Below are 19,091 nucleotides of genomic sequence, written 5' to 3' on the forward strand. Positions count from 1 at the left end.
TATCCTAGTTATTTTTGTTATTAAGAGCTTTAAATCCTTCACCTAGAACTTCTGAAACATCAGAGATAGTTAGAAAAGCAAAAGAATCAGTTTCTTTTACAATTGTTTTTACTTTAGTTACTTCAAATTTGCTAACAACACAGAAAAGTAGATCTATTTCATTTCCTGTAAATCCACCTTCTCCTTTTATGATAGTTGTACCTCTTCCAGTTTCATTCATAATTCTTTCTTTTATCTCTTCAGATTTAGATGAAATAATAGTGATGCCTTTTGCCTTTGTATAACCATCTTGAAAATAATCTATTGCTTTGGAAACAATTGTCATTGAGATAAGAGTATACATTACTATCTCTTTACCAAAAAATATAGCAGCTATTCCTAATATAACTACATCTAAGATGAGCATTGTCCTTCCTAGAGGAATATCAAAATATCTATTTAAGATACGAGCAACTACATCAGTTCCACCAGTAGAGCCATTTACCATAAAAATAAGTCCAAGGCCTATTCCTATAAGAACACCACCATATATAGAACCTAACATAATATCATTAGATGGACCTTTCCAAGTTTCAGTAAGAGTTATTAAAAAAGAAAGGCAGCTTGTTCCATATAAAGTTTTAAATAGAAAATCTCTTCCAACTAATTTCCAACCCATTATAAGTAGTGGAATATTTATTACAAAATACATAATTCCTACTGGTAGTTTAAAAAGGTAAAATAAAATTAAACAAATTCCTGCAACTCCACCTTCTGCAAGATGATTACTGATAAAAAAATAATTGATAGAAACAGCATAGAAAAAACAACCAACTGTAATTATCAAATACTCTTTTAAGTATTTTAGAATCTTATTATTCACTGTATCTTTCCTCCTAGTTCAAAATTTTAGTATATTATATTTAATTAGTTTTTTCTTTTATCTTCAATTTTCCTTCAAAGGCAGAACCAATATGATAACCTAGGTTTTCTATTTTTTCTTTTCCCTCTCTAAAAAGACTTTTCATTAATTTTTTTTGTCCATTTTTATCTATGTAAAAAGAGGTATCATCTATTCTCACTAAAGCTAAATCATTTTTAAAATCATATGCCTCATCAAAGTTAAATCCTATTTTTACATTTCCTTCTGTATCAATATATCCCCATTTATTATTCAATTTAACAGCAGCTAAACCTTCAGAAAAGTTTTCAGCTTCATCATATATAATAGGAATTTGCAATTCTCCTTTATAGTTGATATAACCATATTTATGTCTTGGCATCTCATTTATATACACAATAAAAAACTCTTTTTCCCTATTATTTTCAGCCTCTTTGTACATATTTGAATATTTTTCTTTAAAGTTATACTCTCCAATTTTTGCTATCCATTTTCCATCAGTTGTCATAAGTCCTTCTTTATAATCTTTTGTAACTAGATAGATATGATTTTTTTGGACAGAAATAAGAATATTATCTGTTTGAGTTAACAGGTTTCCTTTTGAATCAATTATGCTATACAAGCCAATATTTTCTCCTTCTAACATCCTTATAATATATATATCATTGAGATGTTGCTTTATAGGAAGGATTTCATAATTACTCTGTGAAAAAATAATTGATGAAAAAATTAACATCAATGTGATAACTAATCTTTTCATATATACCACCTCATATTCTTGTATTATCCTTATCTCTATAATATATTATACTTTATTTTTTTAAAATAAGAAAGAGGAAGTAAGAAAAAAGAGAGAAATTACTACCTTTTAGATAATATTTTCTCTCTAAATAGATTAATTATTAGTCTGGATTAATTACATATTCTGTTAATTCATTTACAAAGTTAACAGTTTTATTATTTTTATCATTTACTGGGTTAAATTCTACTATATCAACTGAAGTTACAAAGTAGTTTTTAAATAAGAATTTGAAAGTTTGGAATACTTCGTCAGTAGTAAATCCGTTTCTAACAGGAGTACTTACTCCAGGAGCTAACTCTGGATTTACAGAGTCAACGTCAAAACTGATATGAAGATTGTCTACTTTTAAGTATTCGTGAATTTCTTCTAATACTCTATCTAATCCTTTTTGTAAAACTTCATCATGGTAGATTACTTTAACACCTAATTGATCAATAACTTCTCTCTCTTTGAAATCTAAATCTCTAGCACCAAGTATAACTACATTTTTACTATCGATTTTAGCTCCCTCATAGAAACAGTTAACTAAATCTCTATCTCCAGCACCTTGTAATAGAGCTAATGGCATTCCGTGAATATTTCCAGAAATAGTAGATTCATCAGTATTCATATCTCCATGGGCATCTATCCATACTACTCCTATCTCTTTTTCTAATGAAACTCCAGAAATACTTCCAAGGGCTATTGAGTGATCTCCTCCAATTACTATTGGTCTATATCCATCTCTTACAGCTTCATTTACAGAAACAGCAAGCTTTTCACAAGTATGAAGTATAGTATTTTTATATTTTAAGTTCCACTCATTAAAGTTTTCTTTTTGTTTTTCAACATCAATGATTTCAATTTCATCAAATGTATCAGGATAAGTTTCACATAGTACATCAATACCAAATTCGATTCCAGCTTTGTTTGCTCCAAGATTGATAGGTACTCCAAACATTTTGCTCTTCATCTTCTCTGTATATAAATATACAGCGTCTTCTTCTTCAATTACATTGATAGTTACAAGTTCAGGATCTTCCGTACCTTGTACATGAAGTTCAGCTTCTCTTAAATCATTTATATAATCTATAATTTCAGCAGAGATTCTTTCTCCAGGAGTGATTACAGGTATTCCAGGTGGATAAGCCATAATCATCTCACCACATATTTTTCCTTCACTCTCTGAGAATAAAACTTTATTCTTTTCACTGTAAAAAGCTTCCCTTGGATTTAATACTTGCTCAGGAATAGGAGGCATTTTTAAGAATTCTCTTTTTAATTTATTTCCTTTTCCATAATATTTTTCACTGATATCTTTTAATGCATTGATAAGTTTATCAACACTTTCATCAGTATCTCCGATAGTTATAAGTCCTAATACATTGTAAAAATCAGATAACTCCATTTGTATATTGTAATCTTCAGTTAAGATAGTTTCTAGCTCTGCACCAGTAAGTCCTAGTTCTTTAGCAGTAATAGTTATCTTAGTAGGATCAAAAGCAAATACTCCCTCTCTTCCAACTATTTCTTCTCCAAAACAAGACATTCCTGGGATTCTATTTACTTCTGTTCTAAAACGTTTAGCTAGTTTTATAGCTTTGTCTAGTAGTTCTTGTCCTTCAGTAGCAATCTGTCTTCTAGCACAGTCTAATGAAGCCATTAATGGATATGATGGAGATGTAGTATGAAGTAAACTTAAAATTTGTTTTACTCTGTTTACATCTACTCTATCAGAATTTACATGAAGTAATGACATTTGAGTCATTGCACCTATTATTTTATGTGTACTTTGAGTACAGATATCAGCTCCACAATCAACAGCAGATATTGGTAAATCATCATGGAAGTGTAAATGAGGTCCATGAGCTTCATCTACTATTAATGGAATATCATAACTATGAACTATATCAGCTATTTTTTTAATATCTGTTGCTACTCCATAATAAGTAGGATTAATTATAAGAACAGCTTTGATATCAGGGTGTTGTTTTAACATATTCTCAACAGTTTGAGGTCTTACGCCATGAGCTATTCCTAACTCCTCATCTACTTCTGGGTTCATATATATAGGCTCAGAACCACTTAATATAATTCCAGCAGATACTGATTTATGTACATTTCTTGGGACTAATATTTTTTCTCCTGCTTTTATAACAGACATAATCATAGCTTGGATAGCTCCAGATGTTCCGTTAACAGCAAAGAAACTTTGTTTTACACCATAAGCATCAGCAGCTAACTCTTGAGCTTCTTTGATACAACTTTTTGGTTGGTGTAATCCATCTACCATCTTAAAAATAGTAACGTCAATGGAAAAAGGTCCATTACCCATAAAATCATAAAATTCTTTGTCTACTCCTTTTCCTCTCTTATGTCCAGGTACATGAAATGGAAGTATATCTCTTCCTGCATATACATCTTTTAACACAGAAAATAGTGGAGTTTTGCTTTGGTCTAGCTTTGACATCTTACCTCCTTTGGTTATTGTTTTTTTTATTTATATATTGTATAATTCTTTTGTACTGATGTATTGTAAAGCTTTTTAATAAAATAGTCAATAACTTTTATTTTTTTTAGGAGAAAATTATGAAGAAAATATTTTTGCTTATCTCACAAGGCACTGAAATTCTTGAGGTAGCACCCTTTATTGATATTTTTGGTTGGAATAGTATTGTTGGAAAAAAGAACATAATTTTAAAAACAGGAGGATTTCATTCAATAATTTCTAATACTTGGAACTTGAAAATAGTTCCAGAAATAGATTTAAAAAGTACTTCAATCGATATAGATGAATATGAAGCCTTAGTTATCCCTGGTGGCTTTGGTTTTAAAGGGTTCTTTGAAGATATGAAAAAAGAAAAATTTAAAGAGATAGTTCAAAGCTTTTATGAAAAAGATAAAATAGTTGTAGGAATATGTACAGGAGTTATTTCTTTAGGAGAAGCTGGTATTTTAAAAGAAAGAAAAGCTACTACTTATTTATATGATAATAATAGATATTTTAATCAATTAGAAAAATATGGAGCTATACCTATAAGAGAAGAGATTGTGATAGATAAAAATATCATTACCTGTTCAGCTCCTAAAAATGCTATTGAAGTTGGATTTTTACTTCTTTCTTTATTAAGTGATGAAGAAAATATGAAAAAAGTAAAATATAATATGGGTTTTTTATAAAAAAATAGACATACTTAAAAAAGTATGGTATTCTTTAAGTAGAAACTATTATATATTAAGAGGTGAAAATATGAAAGTTGTAAAAGGTAATGTTATAACTCTTGAATTCAAAGTTTATGACAACGATACTAACGAGCTTTTAGAAGATACAAAAGATGTAGGACCATTTTTCTACATTCACGGAGAAGGACAATTTGTACCAAAAGTAGAGGAGATATTAGAAGGAAAAGAGAAAGGATTCTCTACTACTATAATGATCTCTCCAGAAGAAGGATATGGAGAATATGACGAAGAACTTATCGAAGAGATGAATAAAGAAGATTTTGTAGAGTTTGATGATATCTATGAAGGTATGGAATTTATAGCTGATATGGATGATGGAACAGAACAACAATATGTAATTACATCTATAGAAGATGAGGTAGTAACTGCTGATGGAAACCATCCATTTGCTGGTAAAAATTTAAGATTTGAAGTAGAAGTAGCAGGAGTAAGAGAGGCTACAGCTGAAGAATTAGAGCATGGACATGTACATTTCCATGGGTTTGATGACGAAGAGTAATTTAACTATGGGACTGGCTTAAGTCAGTCCTTTTGTATGAAAATATTAAAAAATTTTGAGGTGAAGAAATGAAAATAGCTTTAGGTGCTGACCATGGTGGATTTGAATTAAAGGAGAAAATAAAATCTCATTTATTAGAAAAAGGATATGAGGTTTTAGATTTAGGAACTAACTCAACAGCTTCTGTTGATTATCCAAAGTTTGGACATGCAGTAGGGCATGCAGTAGTAAACAAAGATGCAGATTATGGAATAGTAGTATGTGGAACAGGAATAGGAATCTCTATTGCTGCTAATAAAGTTCCAGGAGTTAGAGCAGCTCTTTGCACAAATACAACTATGGCAAGACTTACAAGAGAACATAATGATGCTAATGTATTAGCTATGGGAGGAAGAATAGTAGGAGATGTTCTTGCTCTTGAGATGGTAGATATTTTCCTTTCAACTAAATTTGAAGGTGGAAGACATACTAATAGAATAAATTCTATTGAAACTATCTAATGGAGATGATATTATGGCAACTATTTTTACAAAAATAATAAATAGAGAGATACCAGCTACAATAGTTTTTGAAAATGATAAGGTTATAGCTTTTAAAGATATTAATCCAGCAGCTCCAGTACACATATTAGTAGTTCCTAAAAAAGAGATACCTACTATAAATGATATAAAGCCTGAAGATAAAGATATTATTGGAGAGATGTATCTTGCTATTGGAGAGATAACTAAAAAATTAGGAATAGCTGAAGAGGGATATAGAGTAATTACTAACTGTAATGAATTTGGAGGACAAGAGGTTTTCCATTTACATTTCCATATTTTAGGTGGGAAAAAATTAGGAGCTTTATTAGCTGACTAATAAAAATGAATAATCAAATTTAAAAGATTAATTTCTAATTATGATAGAGATTAATCTTTTTTATTAGAACAACTTTTATTTATATTAAAATAAAATATTAACTATTTATAAAATTAATAATAAATAAAGAGAGTATTTTTAATTTCTATCAAACAAACTATTTAAAAAAAGTACGTTTTGTGATATGATTGTATTGTAGAAATATAATTAGCTTTTCATAAAGTTTTAAAAGAAAGGTGGTTTTTCAATGAAAGAATTAGATTTAAGGAAAGTTACTGACGAAGTAGAAAGAATGTGTATTGAGGGAAATTATTTTATTGGTAAAGAGGTTCTAGATAAGATTAAAGAAGCTTATGCTAAAGAGAAATCAGAAGTAGGAAAAAATATACTAGGTCAAATTATAGAAAATGATGAGATTGCTATGAATGAGCAAGTTCCTATGTGTCAAGATACAGGAATAGTAGTAGTATTCTTAGAGGTTGGTACAGAGGTAAAAATTAATGGAGATATATATGAAGCTGTAAATGAAGGGGTAAGAAGAGGATATGAAAAAGGGTATCTTAGAAAATCTGTTGTAAGACATCCATTAGATAGAGTTAATACTAAGGATAACTCTCCAGCTATAATTCATACAAAATTAGTAGCAAATTCAGATAAAGTAAAAATAATAGTTGCTCCTAAAGGTGGAGGTTCTGAAAATATGAGTGCTTTAAAAATGTTAAAGCCATCTGATGGAGTAGAGGGAATAAAAAAATTAGTAGTAGAAACTGTAAAAAATGCTGGTGGAAACCCTTGCCCTCCAATAATTGTAGGAGTTGGAATAGGTGGAAACTTTGAAAAGGCAGCTATATTAGCAAAAGAAGCTGTACTTAGAGATATAAATGATGTAACTCCAGACCCAATAGCAAGAAATTTAGAGGCTGAGTTATTAGAATTAATTAATAAAACAGGAGTAGGACCTTTAGGATTAGGAGGACTGACTACTGCTCTTGCTGTAAAAGTTAATACTTATCCTTGCCATATAGCTGCTCTTCCAGTTGCTATTAATATCAATTGCCACGCAGCTAGACATAAAGAAGTAGAGTTATAGGAAAGATTGAGGAGGAAAAATTATGGAATACCATTTAACAACACCTTTAAAAGATGAAGATATAGCAAAATTAAAAGCAGGAGATACAGTAAAAATAACTGGAGTAATATATACAGCTAGAGATGCTGCTCATGCTAGACTTGTAAAATTATTAGAAGAGGGAAAAGAGTTGCCTATTGATGTAAAAGGACAAGTTATATACTATGTAGGACCAACACCAGCTAAACCAGGAAAACCAATAGGAAGTGCTGGACCAACAACAAGTTATAGAATGGACGCCTATGCTCCTGATTTAATAAAAGTAGGATTAAAAGGGATGATAGGGAAAGGAGCAAGATCTAAAGAAGTTAAAGATGCTATGATATCTGAAAAGGCAGTTTATTTTGCCGCAGTAGGAGGAGCAGCTGCTCTTATAGCTAAATCAATAAAAAAAGCTGAACTAATTACTTATGAAGATTTAGGAGCAGAAGCTTTAAGAAGACTTGAGGTAGAAAATTTCCCAGCAATAGTTATCAATGATATCTATGGAGGAGATTTATACCAAGAGGGACAAGCTAAGTGGAATAGATTAGACAAATAAAAATTAAAACACAAGAATAATAAAATTGAAATCGTGACATAAATGAAGTAAAGGAAAAGGAAAAAAATTTACTGTAATGAGCATTGCGTAAGCACTAGCGATTGAAAGTAAACTTTTTTCCTTTTATATTGTTAAATGTTTTTATTTTTTGATTTCAATTTAAGATTTTGTAACTGCTCCTTTATTATTTGAGCAAAAATTATTCTTGTATTTCTAAGTAAGATAAGTTTCTATTTAATTAAATTTTTCAATTTCATTTACTTAAAATTTACAACGTGATATAATGTAGTATGGGATAAAAATTTAATGGAGGGAGCTAGATGAGTAATTATATTTTAACCGTTGATGATTTTTGTTTGTCGTATAAGAATAGAAATATTTTAGAAAACCTCTCTTTTTCTGTGGAAAGAGGAGATTATCTAGCTATTGGAGGTGTCCCTGGCTCTGGGAAGAGTACACTTATTAAAAGTGTGTTGGGACTTATAAATAATGGGATAAGTGGTAACATAGAGTACCACAATATAAAAAAAGTAGATGTAAGTTATATCCCACAAAACTCTATGCAACAAAAGGAGAATTTTTTAGGAACTGTAAGAGAGGTAGTAGCTGTATCTTTACTTTCTAAAAAAAGAGGAAGAGCTTTTACTGAAGAGGATTGGGAAAAGGTGGACAACCTTTTAAGAAGATTAAAACTTTTTGATATAAAGGATAATAAAATAAATAAATTAACTAAAGGGCAACAACTTAAAGCAAGTTTGGCAAAACATATGATAACAGAGCCAAAACTTCTTTTTATAGATAGTCCTAATTCAACTTTAGATATGAAAAATAAATTAGATTTTTATCAAACAATAAAGATGTTATGTGATGAGGATAAATTGACAGTAATATTTATAACTCACAATATAAAAGAGATTTGCCAATATGCTAATAAATTACTTTTTCTAAAGAAAAAAGATAGAACATATTATTTTGGAGATGCTCAAGAGTTTATTAAGGATAAGGAGTAGAGATGTTTAAAAAGAATTTACTAATATTATTTGTTTTACTAAGTCTAAATATTTTTGCTGATTCTATAAGAGTAATAGTACCAGATGGATTACCAGCTCTTTCAATAGTGAATATGGTGTCAACTACTAAAGAGATAGATGGAAAAAAGATAAATTATAAGATAGAAAAACTATCTGATGCTCTTGTAGTGAATATGTTAAAAAGAGAGGGAGATATAGCTGTTGTTCCATCTAATTTTTCAGCTCAGCTTTATAATAAAAACTTAGGTTATAAAATACTTGGAACAGTTGGTTGGGGTTCTTTTTATGTAGTAAGTAGAGAGAATATAAAATCTTTAGAGGAGTTAAAAGGAAAAGAGGTTTATACTTTTGGAAAAGGACTTACTCCAGATATAATATTTCAAAGTATTTTAGAGAAAAAGGGAATAGATAAAAAAGATATAAAAATAAACTATCTTTCTAATGGAAATGAAGTAGCTTCTCTATACTTAGGAAAAAAGGTGGATACTATTGTTATTCCAGAGCCGATGTTGAGTAAAGTATTATCTAAAAGTTTATCTTCTAATATTGTAGCTAATTTAAATGACGAATGGAAAAATATTATTGAATCAGACTTAGGTTATCCTCAATCTACTCTTGTTGTAAAAGAGGAAGTTTATAATACAAATCCTAAATTAGTAGAAGAGTTTATATCTAAATTGACAGAGAGTATATCATTGATTTATAAAAATCAAGATAAAACTACTGAGAATATAAAATTAAATAATTTAGGAATAGATACAAGTATTTTGGATAAAGTTTTAACTAGAGCTAATATTTCTTATACTCCAGTAGTGGACTGTCAAGAGGAGTATCATAAGTATTTTGAGATTTTAGAAAGTGTAAATAAAAAAGTAATTGGTGGAAGGTTACCAGATGAAGAGATTTATGCAAAATAGTCCTAAATTTCTTTCGATGTTCTTCTTCTTTATAATTTGGGAGGGAGTTGCCTTATATATAGACAACTCTCTTCTTTTTCCAAGAGTAAGTGAAATTTTTCTCTCATTAAAAAATTTAGTAGCAAGTGGAGATTTTACCTTAATATTATGGAATACACTGAGTAGATTTTTCATCTCTATCGTCTTCTCTTTAATATTAGCTATAATTTTCTCTGTGGCTTCATATAGATACGAGGTAATAGGTTTTCTTTTATTTCCATTTATAATTTTTCTAAGAGCTGTTCCAACTATTGCTATAATTATAGTAGTGCTTATATGGAGTAGTGTAGAAAAAGTTCCTATTGTTGTAGGAGTGTTAATTTTATTTCCAATACTATATGAGAGTATTTTAGGTGGTATAAAAAATGTAGATAAAAATCTATTGAAGATGTCAAAGGTTTTTAAGGTACCTACTAAAAGAGTTGTAAGAGATATTTATATTCCAAGTATATATTACTCTATATCTTCAAATATTCCATCATATATGGGGCTTACTTTTAAAGTGATAATAGCTGGAGAGGTTCTTTCTCAAGAGAGCTTATCAATAGGAGGAGAGATATTTATCAATAAGATTTATTTGGAAAGTTCAAATATCTTTGCTTGGATTATAGTAGTTATAGTTTTAAATTATTTTTTAGAAAAGGGATTAAAAACTATAAATAGTAGAGTGTGTAGGTGGGAAAAATGAGAGTAGAAAATTTAAAAAAAAGCTACGGAGAGAGAAAGATTTTAGATGGAATCTCCTTTGAAGGAGAGGAGGGCAAGGTAACAGTAATACTTGGAGAATCAGGGTGTGGAAAATCTACACTATTGGGAATACTCTCTAAAAATATAGAGGACTATTCTGGAGAGATTACTTTTGATAGAGATATTAATTCTGGGATATCCTATATATTTCAAGAAGATACTCTTATCCCTTGGAAAACAGTATATGAAAATATAGAGTATGTACTTAAAGATAAAATATCAAAGGATAATATAAAAGAGCATATAGAAAAATATCTGAAAATGGTAAATCTTTTAGATTATAGAGATGAGTATTCACAACATTTAAGTGGAGGAATGAAAAGAAGAGTGGGAATAGCAAGAGCCTTTGCTTATCCTAGTAATTATCTTTTTATGGATGAGCCTTTTGAATTTTTGGATATAAAAACAAAACAAGAGATAATTGAATATTTTAAAATATTACAAGAGAAAGAGAAAAAAACAGTGCTATTTATAACTCACGATATAGAGTCAGCTTTAAAAATAGGAGATAAGATTATAATATTTTCATCAAAGCCTACAAAAGTAAAAAAGATTTTTGAAAATATATCTGATAATGGTTTAGAAGATGAAATTAGAAAAATATTCTTGTAAAAAAATATAAATAGATATATAATTAGTAAAGATTAAAGTAAGTATAGAAGGAGAGTTTAATGATAAAAATAGGAAAAAGACAAAAATTAGTTATAAATAATTTTGCTAGTGTTGGAGCTTATCTTGATGCTGGAACTGGAGATAGTAAAGATAATATTCTACTTCCTAATAATGAACTAGAGGATAGAGATTTAAAAGAGGGAGATGAAGTAGAGGTTCTTGTATATATGGACTCTGAAGATAGACCAGTGGCAACTTTTAGAAAGACAGAAGCATTAGTAGGAACATTAGCTAAGTTAGAAGTTACTGATATACACCCTACACTTGGGGCATTTATGAATTGGGGACTAAAAAAAGAGTTACTACTTCCAAAAAGACAACAAGAAACTGATGTAGAGATTGGTAAAAAATACTTGGTAGGTATATATGAAGATAGTAAGGGAAGACTTTCTGCTACAATGAAAATATATAAATTCTTACTTCCAAGTACATCTATGAAGAAAAATGATATAGTATCAGGAACTGTGTATAGACTAAATGATGAGATAGGTGTCTTTGTAGCTGTTGAGGATAGATATTTTGGACTTATCCCTAAAAATGAGTATTTTAAAAACTATAAAATAGGAGATGAGATAGAAGCTAGAGTAATCAGAGTGAGAGAAGATGGAAAGCTTGATTTATCTCCAAGAGAGTTAGCTTACTTACAGCTTGATAAAGATGCAGAGTTAATTTTAGAAAAGATGAGAATTTTAAAGGATAGTTTTAGATTTAATGATAAAACTAACCCTGAGCAGATAGTGAATTACTTTAATATGAGTAAAAAGGCTTTTAAAAGAGCTATTGGAAACCTTTTAAAACAAGGTAAGATAGAAAAAACAGAAGATGGGTATTTTAAGCTAGTAAATAAAAAGTAGATTGTAGAAAACATTCAAGGAGGAGATTTTTATGGTAAGCTTAATTATTTATATTATTATAGCAATATGTATGTGGAAAATATTTGAAAAAGCTGGATTAGAAGGATGGAAGGCTATAATTCCTTTTTATAATATTTATGTTGAAATTGTATATGTAGCTAAAAAAGAATGGTGGTATATAATACTTTATTTTATACCAATAGTACAACTTTTTGCTATAGTAAAAATTCATATGGAGATAGCTAAAAACTTTAGAATTTCATCACCATTTCTTTTTTCGTTAGGAATGACATTTCTATCATTTATATTCTATCCAATATTAGGATTTGGAAATTATCAATTTATAGATGATGATTATGCTGATGTGATTGATTAAAATTATATTAATCAAAGAGAGTGTTACAAATAAAAATCAAGAATGCCGAAGATTGAGGAGAATAAATAGAGCAAGTTAGCGAAAGCAAACGTTAAAAAACACAACTGTTTGAACGAAGTGAGTTTTGTGTTTTTGGTGAGCTAAGCCATACTTGCTCTTTATTCTTTGAACGAAAGTCATTCTTGATTTATTTTAGTTTATATTTTTTAATTATGTGTTGGATTCATTTTATATTTTAAAGTAAAACATATACTTTATCTAGAAAGTGTGCTATAATAAGGGATATGAAAAATACGGAGGTAATGAGAGTGTCAAAACATAATACAAGTTTTAAAGTGGATAAAGATAATGAATTGATGAAGTTTTTAATGGAGAAGATGCCACAAAATAGTCGTAATAATATAAAATCTTTACTTACTCAAAGAAGGGTAATGGTAGATGATGTAATAGTATCACAATATAATGCTCCTTTAAAAGAGGGACAGATAGTAAGTATAACTAAAACTAAAATAACTAAGCATAAATTAGAGGGAGTATCTATTGTCTATGAGGACAATGATATATTAGTAGTAGAAAAAGAAAGAGGAATACTTTCAGTTGCTACACAAAATGAAAGAGAAAAAACAGCTTATAATATTTTAAAAATTATTTAAAAGAGAAAAATCCTAAGGATAAAATTTTTGTGGTACATCGTTTAGATAGAGATACATCTGGTGTAATGATATTTGCAAAATCAGAAAAGGCTCAAGATATTTTACAAACTACATGGAATGATTCTGTAAAAGAGAGAACCTATGTAGCATTAGTAGAGGGAAATGTAAAAAAAGATAGTGATACAATAATATCATATCTAGCAGAAAATAAAGCTATGATAACTTACTCTACTGCTAATGAAGAGGAAGGAAAAAAAGCTGTATCACACTATAAAGTTTTAAAGAGAAATAAAAATTATTCTCTATTGGAAGTAAATATAGAAACAGGTAGAAAAAATCAGATACGTGTACATATGCAAGATTTAGGACACAGCGTAGTTGGAGATAAAAAATATGGTTCTACAAAAAATCCTATTAAAAGATTGGGATTGCATGCTCATACAATAGTGTTTAAACATCCTATAACAAAAGAGGTGTTATCATTTACAAGTAAAATACCAGAAGCATTTTTATCTCTTTTTAAATAAATAGAAAACTTGACATAGTTTATTAATTAAGTTAAAATACTTTTGATAAAAGAAACAAATTATAAAAATTTTAATGAGGTGATTTGATGGAAATTAAAAACAACCTAGAGGAAATCTTAAAATTTAATAAGGAGTTTGTTGAAAAGAAAGAGTATGAAAAGTATAATACTACAAAATATCCTGATAAAAAGATAGCTATTCTTTCATGTATGGATACAAGATTAACAGAGCTACTTCCAAAGGCATTAGATTTAAAAAATGGAGATGCTAAAATCATAAAAAATGCAGGTGGAACTGTAATTCATCCATTTGGAAGTGCTATGAGAAGTCTACTTATCTGTGTTTATGAATTTGATATTAAAGAGATATTTATCATAGGACATTATGATTGTGGTGTAAGTAGTATGGATACTGATAAAATGATAAAGAAGATGATAGAGAAAGGAATAGATGTACAAACATTAGATACACTTTCTCGTGCAGGAATAAAAGTAAAAAAATGGCTACATGGATTTGATTGTGTAGAAGAATCAGTAAGAGAGAGTGTTACAAAAGTAAAAAATCATCCTCTTATGCCTAGCAATGTAGCTATACATGGACTAATAATGGACCCATTAACAGGTAGATTAGATGTAGCAGTTAATGGATTTGAACATATTTAGTGAGGAGAGAAGATGATACAACTTTTTTTAAAAGGAATTATAATAGGAATTGCTAATATTATGCCTGGAGTTTCTGGGGGAACATTGGCAGTAATAATGGGAGTATATGATAAACTTACAGAAGCAATAGGAAATTTCCCTACTGCTCCTGTTAAGAAAAAAATAGAGTACATAAAATTTTTGCTACAAATAGGAAGTGGAGCAGCTATTGGAATAATTTTATTTGCAAGAGTAATAGAATTTTGTTTTACTAATTATCCAAGAGCTACTGCTGGTGGATTTAGTTTATTGATTCTTCCATCTATTCCATATATTATAAAGGGAGAGAATAAAAAAGATAAAAAGAATATTTTCTTTTTCTGTTTAGGAGCTTTACTTACTTTAGGATTTGTATATGCTGATTATAAATTTGGAAAAGATAGTGGAGCAAAGGAATTGGTTACAGTAGTCACTACAAGTTATGCTTTAAAACTTTTTGCTTGTGGTGGACTTGCTGCAGGAGCTATGATTATTCCAGGAATATCTGGTTCACTTTTACTTCTTATGTTGGGAGAGTATTATAATATTTTAGGATTTATAAATAAATTTTTCTCAAATCTTATAAATATTACAAGTTACTCTTCAATAAGTGAGATAATCACAAATTTATATATACTACCTCTTACAGCTTTTGGGTTGGGGGTATTGATAGGGCTTGTTCTAATAGCTAAACTTATAAATATGCTTCTTCAAAAACATAGAAGTGTAACACTATTTTTTATAACTGGGATAATAGTTGTGTCAATTTTACAAATTTGGTTAAATCTATATAAATAAAGGAGAGAAGATGAGATATTTTCTAGTAGTAGTAGTTTTAATGTTTGTAACAGCTTGTACATCTACTGGAACAGCTAGCTGGTATGGAAAAGGTTTTGAAGGGAAATTAACAGCAAGTGGTTATGTTTATGATTCTAATCAGTTGACTTGTGCTTCTAATGATTATCCTTTTGGAACTGTATTAAAAGTAACTAATAAAGAAAATGGAAAATCTGTACTTGTTGTAGTTACAGATAGAGGTGGATTTGAAAAATATGGGAGAAAGATAGATTTAAGTAGAGCTGCTTTTAATAAGATAGCTTCTACTGGTCATGGGCTTATTGATGTAAAGGTAGAAAAAGTAAGTGATAAAAATACTTTTAAATATAAGCATGGAAGTCCTAGATTTACCTCTTCAGAGTATAAAAAATATATCAAGGGAATTTAGTAAAAAATTCAAGAATAACGAAGAGTGAAAAGACAAAAGTTATTCTTGAATTTTTTATTTACTAAACTAAGGAGGAAGAAGTGAAACTTTTAATTACAGGTGCTACTGGAGGAATGGGAGAGGAGATTATAAAAATCTTTAGAAAAAATAGTTATGAAGTTATTGCTTTAGGTAGAGATAAAAAGAGATTAAAAAAATTGGAAGAAAATTATCAAGTTAAATCTTATTCTATAAATATAGAAGAAGAGATAGAGATAGAAAAATTTTTAGAAGATATAGAAGATGAGGAAATAGATGTAGTTATAAATGGAGCTGGAATAGGGGAGATAGACTATTTTGAAAATATGGAGTACGAAAAAATAAAAAAGCTTATAGAGATAAATAGTATTGCTCTAACTAAGATTACTCATCATTTCTATAAAAAAATGATAGAGAGGGGCAATGGAAAAATAATAAATATTTCATCTACTGCTGGTTTTCAAGAGGGGGGTCCTCTTATGAGTGTATATTATGGAACAAAGGCTTATGTAAACTCTTTTACTCTTTCTCTTTATGAAGAGGGGAGAGAAAAAGGTGTAGAGATATATCTCTTAACTCCTGGTCCAACTAAAACAAAATTTAAAGGAATGGATAGGAAACTATCTAAATTTGAAAAAATCTATGTAACTACTCCAGAAGAGGTAGCTATAGAATTATGGAAGGGAATAGAAAGAAAAAAGAAGATTATAATTCCAGGGAAAATTAATAAAATTTTATATTTTATTGATAAATTTATTCCGTTAGAAGTAAAATTAAAGTCAATAAAAAAAATTCAAGAAAAAAAGATAAAAAAATAGTTTTATTTTTAGAAAAAAATGGTATAATGTTTTTATGAAAAATATTGGAGGAATATATGAAAAGAAAAATTATTCTAATAATATTATCACTATTTTTATGTAGTTGCTCTTATTTTCAAGTGAGGAATGCTATAAAAGAAGCTGATAGTGGAAATTATGTATCTTCATTGAATGAACTATTGAGTATTTTAAAAGAAAATAATGAGGATAGAAGAGCGTTGGATGCCTTTGAAATAATATATCCAAATGCAGAGAAAAAATATTATGATGAGTTGGATATATCTCGTGGAAGAGATATCATTGGTTATACAAAAGCACTTCTAAATCTACTGAGAGTACAGGATATCTATTATAAATTACCAACAACAAGTAAAAACTCTATTGCAATTATCATACCACCTCAAGAGGAGAGATTAGATATAAAAAAAGAGTTAGCACAAAGTTTTTTTACAATAGGTAATGGCGTGAGAACAGAAACTTATGAGGAAAAGTTAAGGGCTCATGGATTTTTTTCACAAGCTAAAATATATGATTTACAACAGAGAAAAGATATAGATGATAAGTATGTAAGCAGTAGAAAACTTGCTTTAGGAAAGTTTTTAATAAATTTTAAAGGGGAGAATAATAATTTTAAAACTAGATTAAAAGAGAGTTTAAATTCTAATTTAGTAAAATATCCTCTTTTCTCCCTAGGGAATAATAAAAATTATAATTTAAAATTTGATATAAATATTTCTAATATAAAGTATTTTCCACCTAAGGTAGTAACTCATAGTGGAATAGATAGTTATATAGAAAGAGTAAGAAAAACAGTAATGGAGAGAGTGGTAGAAACTAAAATAGTAAATGGAAAAGCAGTGGAAGTGGAGAAATGGGTACCAGTAGAAAGAGAAGTGGAGGTAGAGGTATTTTATAGATATTTTAAACATATAAAAACTACTTCTATGGAGTATCAATTAGAATATAATCTAGCAGAAAAAAATGGAACTCCTATCTCATCAGATAGTAAAAAGATTTTCTATGAAGATAGTGCTGTATGGGTAGAATATTATCCATTACACCCCTTTGCATATGGTAGACCATTTAGATTTCCTGTAAGTGAGTTTGAAAAATCTGTAATGAGTAGAGAGGAAATAAAAGAAAAAGTACTTTCTTTAGGAAATGAGGAATTAGATAGTGTATTAAGAAAATTAGATTCTAATAGAATAATAGATTGGTAAGGAGGAAGAAAAATGATAGCAAAAGACTTGGGAGAGAGAAAATTAGTAGATAAGGTATTTAGTGTCGCTAAAAAAGCTAAAGATGCTATGGCAGAACTAGGAGAGGAGAAAGTAGTTAACGCTACTATTGGTTCACTCTATGATGAGACTGGTAAATTAGCAGTATTAGATACAGCTATGAAGGTGTATAAAGAGTTACCACCTGAAGAGATAGCTGGATATGCTTCTGCTTTTACAGGAACACCTGAGTATAAGGAGAGTGTAAAAATCTCTCTATTTGGTAGAGATTATAAAGAATTTTTAAAAGGACACTATGTAGAGGTATTGGCTACTCCTGGAGGAACTGGAGCTATCAGTAATAGTATAAAAAATTATTTAGGTTATGGAGATACGCTATTACTTCCTAAATGGTTATGGAGTCCATATATTTTAATGGCTAAGGAGAAAAATGGAGATTGTGATTTCTATACTCTATTTAATGAAGAAAATAGATTTGATTTAGTTGATTTTAAAGAAAGAGTAGAAAAATTAGCTAAGAAACAGGATAACGTGGTAATAGTTATCAATGACCCTTGTCAAAATCCTACTGGATATAGATTGACAATAGAAGAGTGGAAAGAGATTAGGAAAATTTTAATCTCTGCTTCTGAAGAGGCTAATATTATACTTATTCTTGATGTGGCTTATATTGATTTTGATGATAGAAGTTTTGAGGAGAGAAGAGAATATCTAGAAACTTTTAAAAATCTTCCAGAAAAAGTACTTACAATATTTACATTTAGTTTATCAAAAGCTCTAACAAGTTATGGAATGAGAGTGGGAGCCCAAATTGCTCTATCAACATCAGAAAGTGTAATAAAAGAGTTTTATGATGCTAACTCTTTTTCATGCCGTTCTACTTGGTCTAATATCTCAAGAGGTGGAATGAAAATGTTTAGTGAGATTATTTTAGACGAGGAAAAAAGTTTTAGACTAGAAAAAGAGAGAGAGTTTTATAGAAATCTTATTAAAGAGAGAGCAGATATATTTATAAATGAAGCTAAAGAGTGTGGACTAGATGTATTACCATATGTAAGTGGATTTTTCTTAACTATCCCAACTGGTAAATATACTCCAAAGGTAGAAGAGTTGTTGGAAAAAAATCATATATATACTGTTATACTAAATGAAGGAATAAGAATAGCAGTGTGTAGTGTAACTAAGAAAAAAATAAAAGGGCTTGCTAAGAAAATAAAAGCTATATATGAAGAAGCTAAAAAAGAGTATTAATCTGTATATAAAAAACAGTTAAAAATTTAATATAGTGAATTATTTTGTTGTTTTGTTTAAAATAATGAAATAATTCACTTTTTTTGCCTTCTAGAGATAGCGTAAAATTAGAGT

Annotated in this window: 23 protein-coding genes; 20 read left to right on the forward strand and 3 right to left on the reverse strand. The window is 29.0% G+C overall.

What is annotated here, in order from left to right:
- Positions 1-4: 4 nt before the first annotated feature.
- The 3 genes from FMAG_RS05655 to FMAG_RS05665 all read right to left on the reverse strand — a co-directional run bounded on the left by FMAG_RS05655 (position 5) and on the right by FMAG_RS05665 (position 4,131).
- Positions 5-862, reverse strand: coding sequence for a YitT family protein (locus FMAG_RS05655; protein ID WP_005884880.1), 858 nt, complete (start codon positions 860-862; stop codon positions 5-7).
- 40 nt (positions 863-902) lie between these two features.
- A complete protein-coding gene (locus FMAG_RS05660; RefSeq protein ID WP_005884882.1) occupies positions 903-1,640 on the reverse strand; it encodes a WG repeat-containing protein in 738 nt (245 codons plus the stop codon).
- Positions 1,641-1,782: 142 nt separating this feature from the next.
- Positions 1,783-4,131 carry an aminotransferase class I/II-fold pyridoxal phosphate-dependent enzyme gene (locus tag FMAG_RS05665; RefSeq protein WP_005884884.1) on the reverse strand — a complete coding sequence of 783 codons (2,349 nt, stop codon included), beginning with the start codon at positions 4,129-4,131 and terminating at the stop codon, positions 1,783-1,785.
- A 119-nt stretch (positions 4,132-4,250) separates the two neighbouring features.
- On the opposite strand from FMAG_RS05665, the gene FMAG_RS05670 reads away from it, so the two are divergent.
- From FMAG_RS05670 to FMAG_RS05760, 20 genes are all read left to right on the forward strand, one after another.
- The gene (locus FMAG_RS05670) at positions 4,251-4,841 is read left to right on the forward strand and encodes a DJ-1/PfpI family protein (RefSeq protein WP_005884886.1); all 591 of its coding nucleotides are present in this window, start codon (positions 4,251-4,253) and stop codon (positions 4,839-4,841) included.
- A 70-nt stretch (positions 4,842-4,911) separates the two neighbouring features.
- A complete protein-coding gene (locus FMAG_RS05675) occupies positions 4,912-5,403 on the forward strand; it encodes an FKBP-type peptidyl-prolyl cis-trans isomerase (RefSeq protein WP_005884888.1) in 492 nt (163 codons plus the stop codon).
- A 68-nt stretch (positions 5,404-5,471) separates the two neighbouring features.
- Positions 5,472-5,903 carry a ribose 5-phosphate isomerase B gene (rpiB, locus tag FMAG_RS05680; RefSeq protein ID WP_005884890.1) on the forward strand — a complete coding sequence of 144 codons (432 nt, stop codon included), beginning with the start codon at positions 5,472-5,474 and terminating at the stop codon, positions 5,901-5,903.
- Positions 5,904-5,916: 13 nt separating this feature from the next.
- Positions 5,917-6,261 (forward strand): histidine triad nucleotide-binding protein, encoded by a 345-nt coding sequence (locus FMAG_RS05685; protein WP_005884892.1) that lies wholly within the window; start codon positions 5,917-5,919, stop codon positions 6,259-6,261.
- Between the two features lie 247 nt (positions 6,262-6,508).
- Positions 6,509-7,351 carry a fumarate hydratase gene (locus tag FMAG_RS05690; RefSeq protein WP_005884894.1) on the forward strand — a complete coding sequence of 281 codons (843 nt, stop codon included), beginning with the start codon at positions 6,509-6,511 and terminating at the stop codon, positions 7,349-7,351.
- Between the two features lie 22 nt (positions 7,352-7,373).
- Complete coding sequence (locus FMAG_RS05695; RefSeq protein ID WP_005884896.1) at positions 7,374-7,931, forward strand: Fe-S-containing hydro-lyase; 558 nt, start codon at positions 7,374-7,376, stop codon at positions 7,929-7,931.
- 320 nt (positions 7,932-8,251) lie between these two features.
- Positions 8,252-8,941, forward strand: coding sequence for a metal ABC transporter ATP-binding protein (locus FMAG_RS05700; protein WP_005884898.1), 690 nt, complete (start codon positions 8,252-8,254; stop codon positions 8,939-8,941).
- Positions 8,942-8,943: 2 nt separating this feature from the next.
- Positions 8,944-9,879, forward strand: a complete 936-nt coding sequence (locus FMAG_RS05705; RefSeq protein ID WP_005884900.1) for an ABC transporter substrate-binding protein — start codon at positions 8,944-8,946, stop codon at positions 9,877-9,879.
- Entirely contained in the window at positions 9,857-10,606 is a 750-nt protein-coding gene (locus tag FMAG_RS05710) for an ABC transporter permease (RefSeq protein ID WP_005884902.1), read from the forward strand. The genes FMAG_RS05705 and FMAG_RS05710 overlap by 23 nt, the downstream gene beginning before the upstream one ends.
- Positions 10,603-11,277: an ABC transporter ATP-binding protein gene (locus FMAG_RS05715; RefSeq protein ID WP_005884903.1), complete on the forward strand. Its 675-nt coding sequence runs from the start codon at positions 10,603-10,605 to the stop codon at positions 11,275-11,277. The genes FMAG_RS05710 and FMAG_RS05715 overlap by 4 nt, the downstream gene beginning before the upstream one ends.
- A 59-nt stretch (positions 11,278-11,336) precedes the next feature.
- Complete coding sequence (locus tag FMAG_RS05720; RefSeq protein WP_005884904.1) at positions 11,337-12,191, forward strand: CvfB family protein; 855 nt, start codon at positions 11,337-11,339, stop codon at positions 12,189-12,191.
- Between the two features lie 31 nt (positions 12,192-12,222).
- The gene (locus tag FMAG_RS05725) at positions 12,223-12,567 is read left to right on the forward strand and encodes a DUF5684 domain-containing protein (protein WP_005884905.1); all 345 of its coding nucleotides are present in this window, start codon (positions 12,223-12,225) and stop codon (positions 12,565-12,567) included.
- Between the two features lie 308 nt (positions 12,568-12,875).
- On the forward strand, positions 12,876-13,220 hold the full coding sequence (locus FMAG_RS14040) for an RluD family protein (protein ID WP_261660732.1): 345 nt from the start codon (positions 12,876-12,878) through the stop codon (positions 13,218-13,220).
- Between the two features lie 29 nt (positions 13,221-13,249).
- Entirely contained in the window at positions 13,250-13,747 is a 498-nt protein-coding gene (locus tag FMAG_RS14045) for an RluA family pseudouridine synthase (RefSeq protein ID WP_261660733.1), read from the forward strand.
- A gap of 86 nt (positions 13,748-13,833) precedes the next feature.
- A complete protein-coding gene (locus FMAG_RS05735; protein WP_005884906.1) occupies positions 13,834-14,409 on the forward strand; it encodes a beta-class carbonic anhydrase in 576 nt (191 codons plus the stop codon).
- A 12-nt stretch (positions 14,410-14,421) separates the two neighbouring features.
- A complete protein-coding gene (locus FMAG_RS05740; RefSeq protein ID WP_005884907.1) occupies positions 14,422-15,225 on the forward strand; it encodes a DUF368 domain-containing protein in 804 nt (267 codons plus the stop codon).
- A 10-nt stretch (positions 15,226-15,235) separates the two neighbouring features.
- Positions 15,236-15,652: a septal ring lytic transglycosylase RlpA family protein gene (locus tag FMAG_RS05745; RefSeq protein ID WP_005884908.1), complete on the forward strand. Its 417-nt coding sequence runs from the start codon at positions 15,236-15,238 to the stop codon at positions 15,650-15,652.
- A gap of 80 nt (positions 15,653-15,732) precedes the next feature.
- Entirely contained in the window at positions 15,733-16,488 is a 756-nt protein-coding gene (locus FMAG_RS05750) for an SDR family NAD(P)-dependent oxidoreductase (protein ID WP_005884909.1), read from the forward strand.
- Between the two features lie 56 nt (positions 16,489-16,544).
- Complete coding sequence (locus FMAG_RS05755; protein WP_005884910.1) at positions 16,545-17,708, forward strand: hypothetical protein; 1,164 nt, start codon at positions 16,545-16,547, stop codon at positions 17,706-17,708.
- Between the two features lie 12 nt (positions 17,709-17,720).
- Positions 17,721-18,977, forward strand: coding sequence for a pyridoxal phosphate-dependent aminotransferase (locus FMAG_RS05760; RefSeq protein WP_005884911.1), 1,257 nt, complete (start codon positions 17,721-17,723; stop codon positions 18,975-18,977).
- The last annotated feature ends 114 nt before the right edge of the window (positions 18,978-19,091 follow it).

This window comes from Fusobacterium mortiferum ATCC 9817 (genome assembly GCF_000158195.2).
Classification (GTDB): domain Bacteria; phylum Fusobacteriota; class Fusobacteriia; order Fusobacteriales; family Fusobacteriaceae; genus Fusobacterium_A; species Fusobacterium_A mortiferum.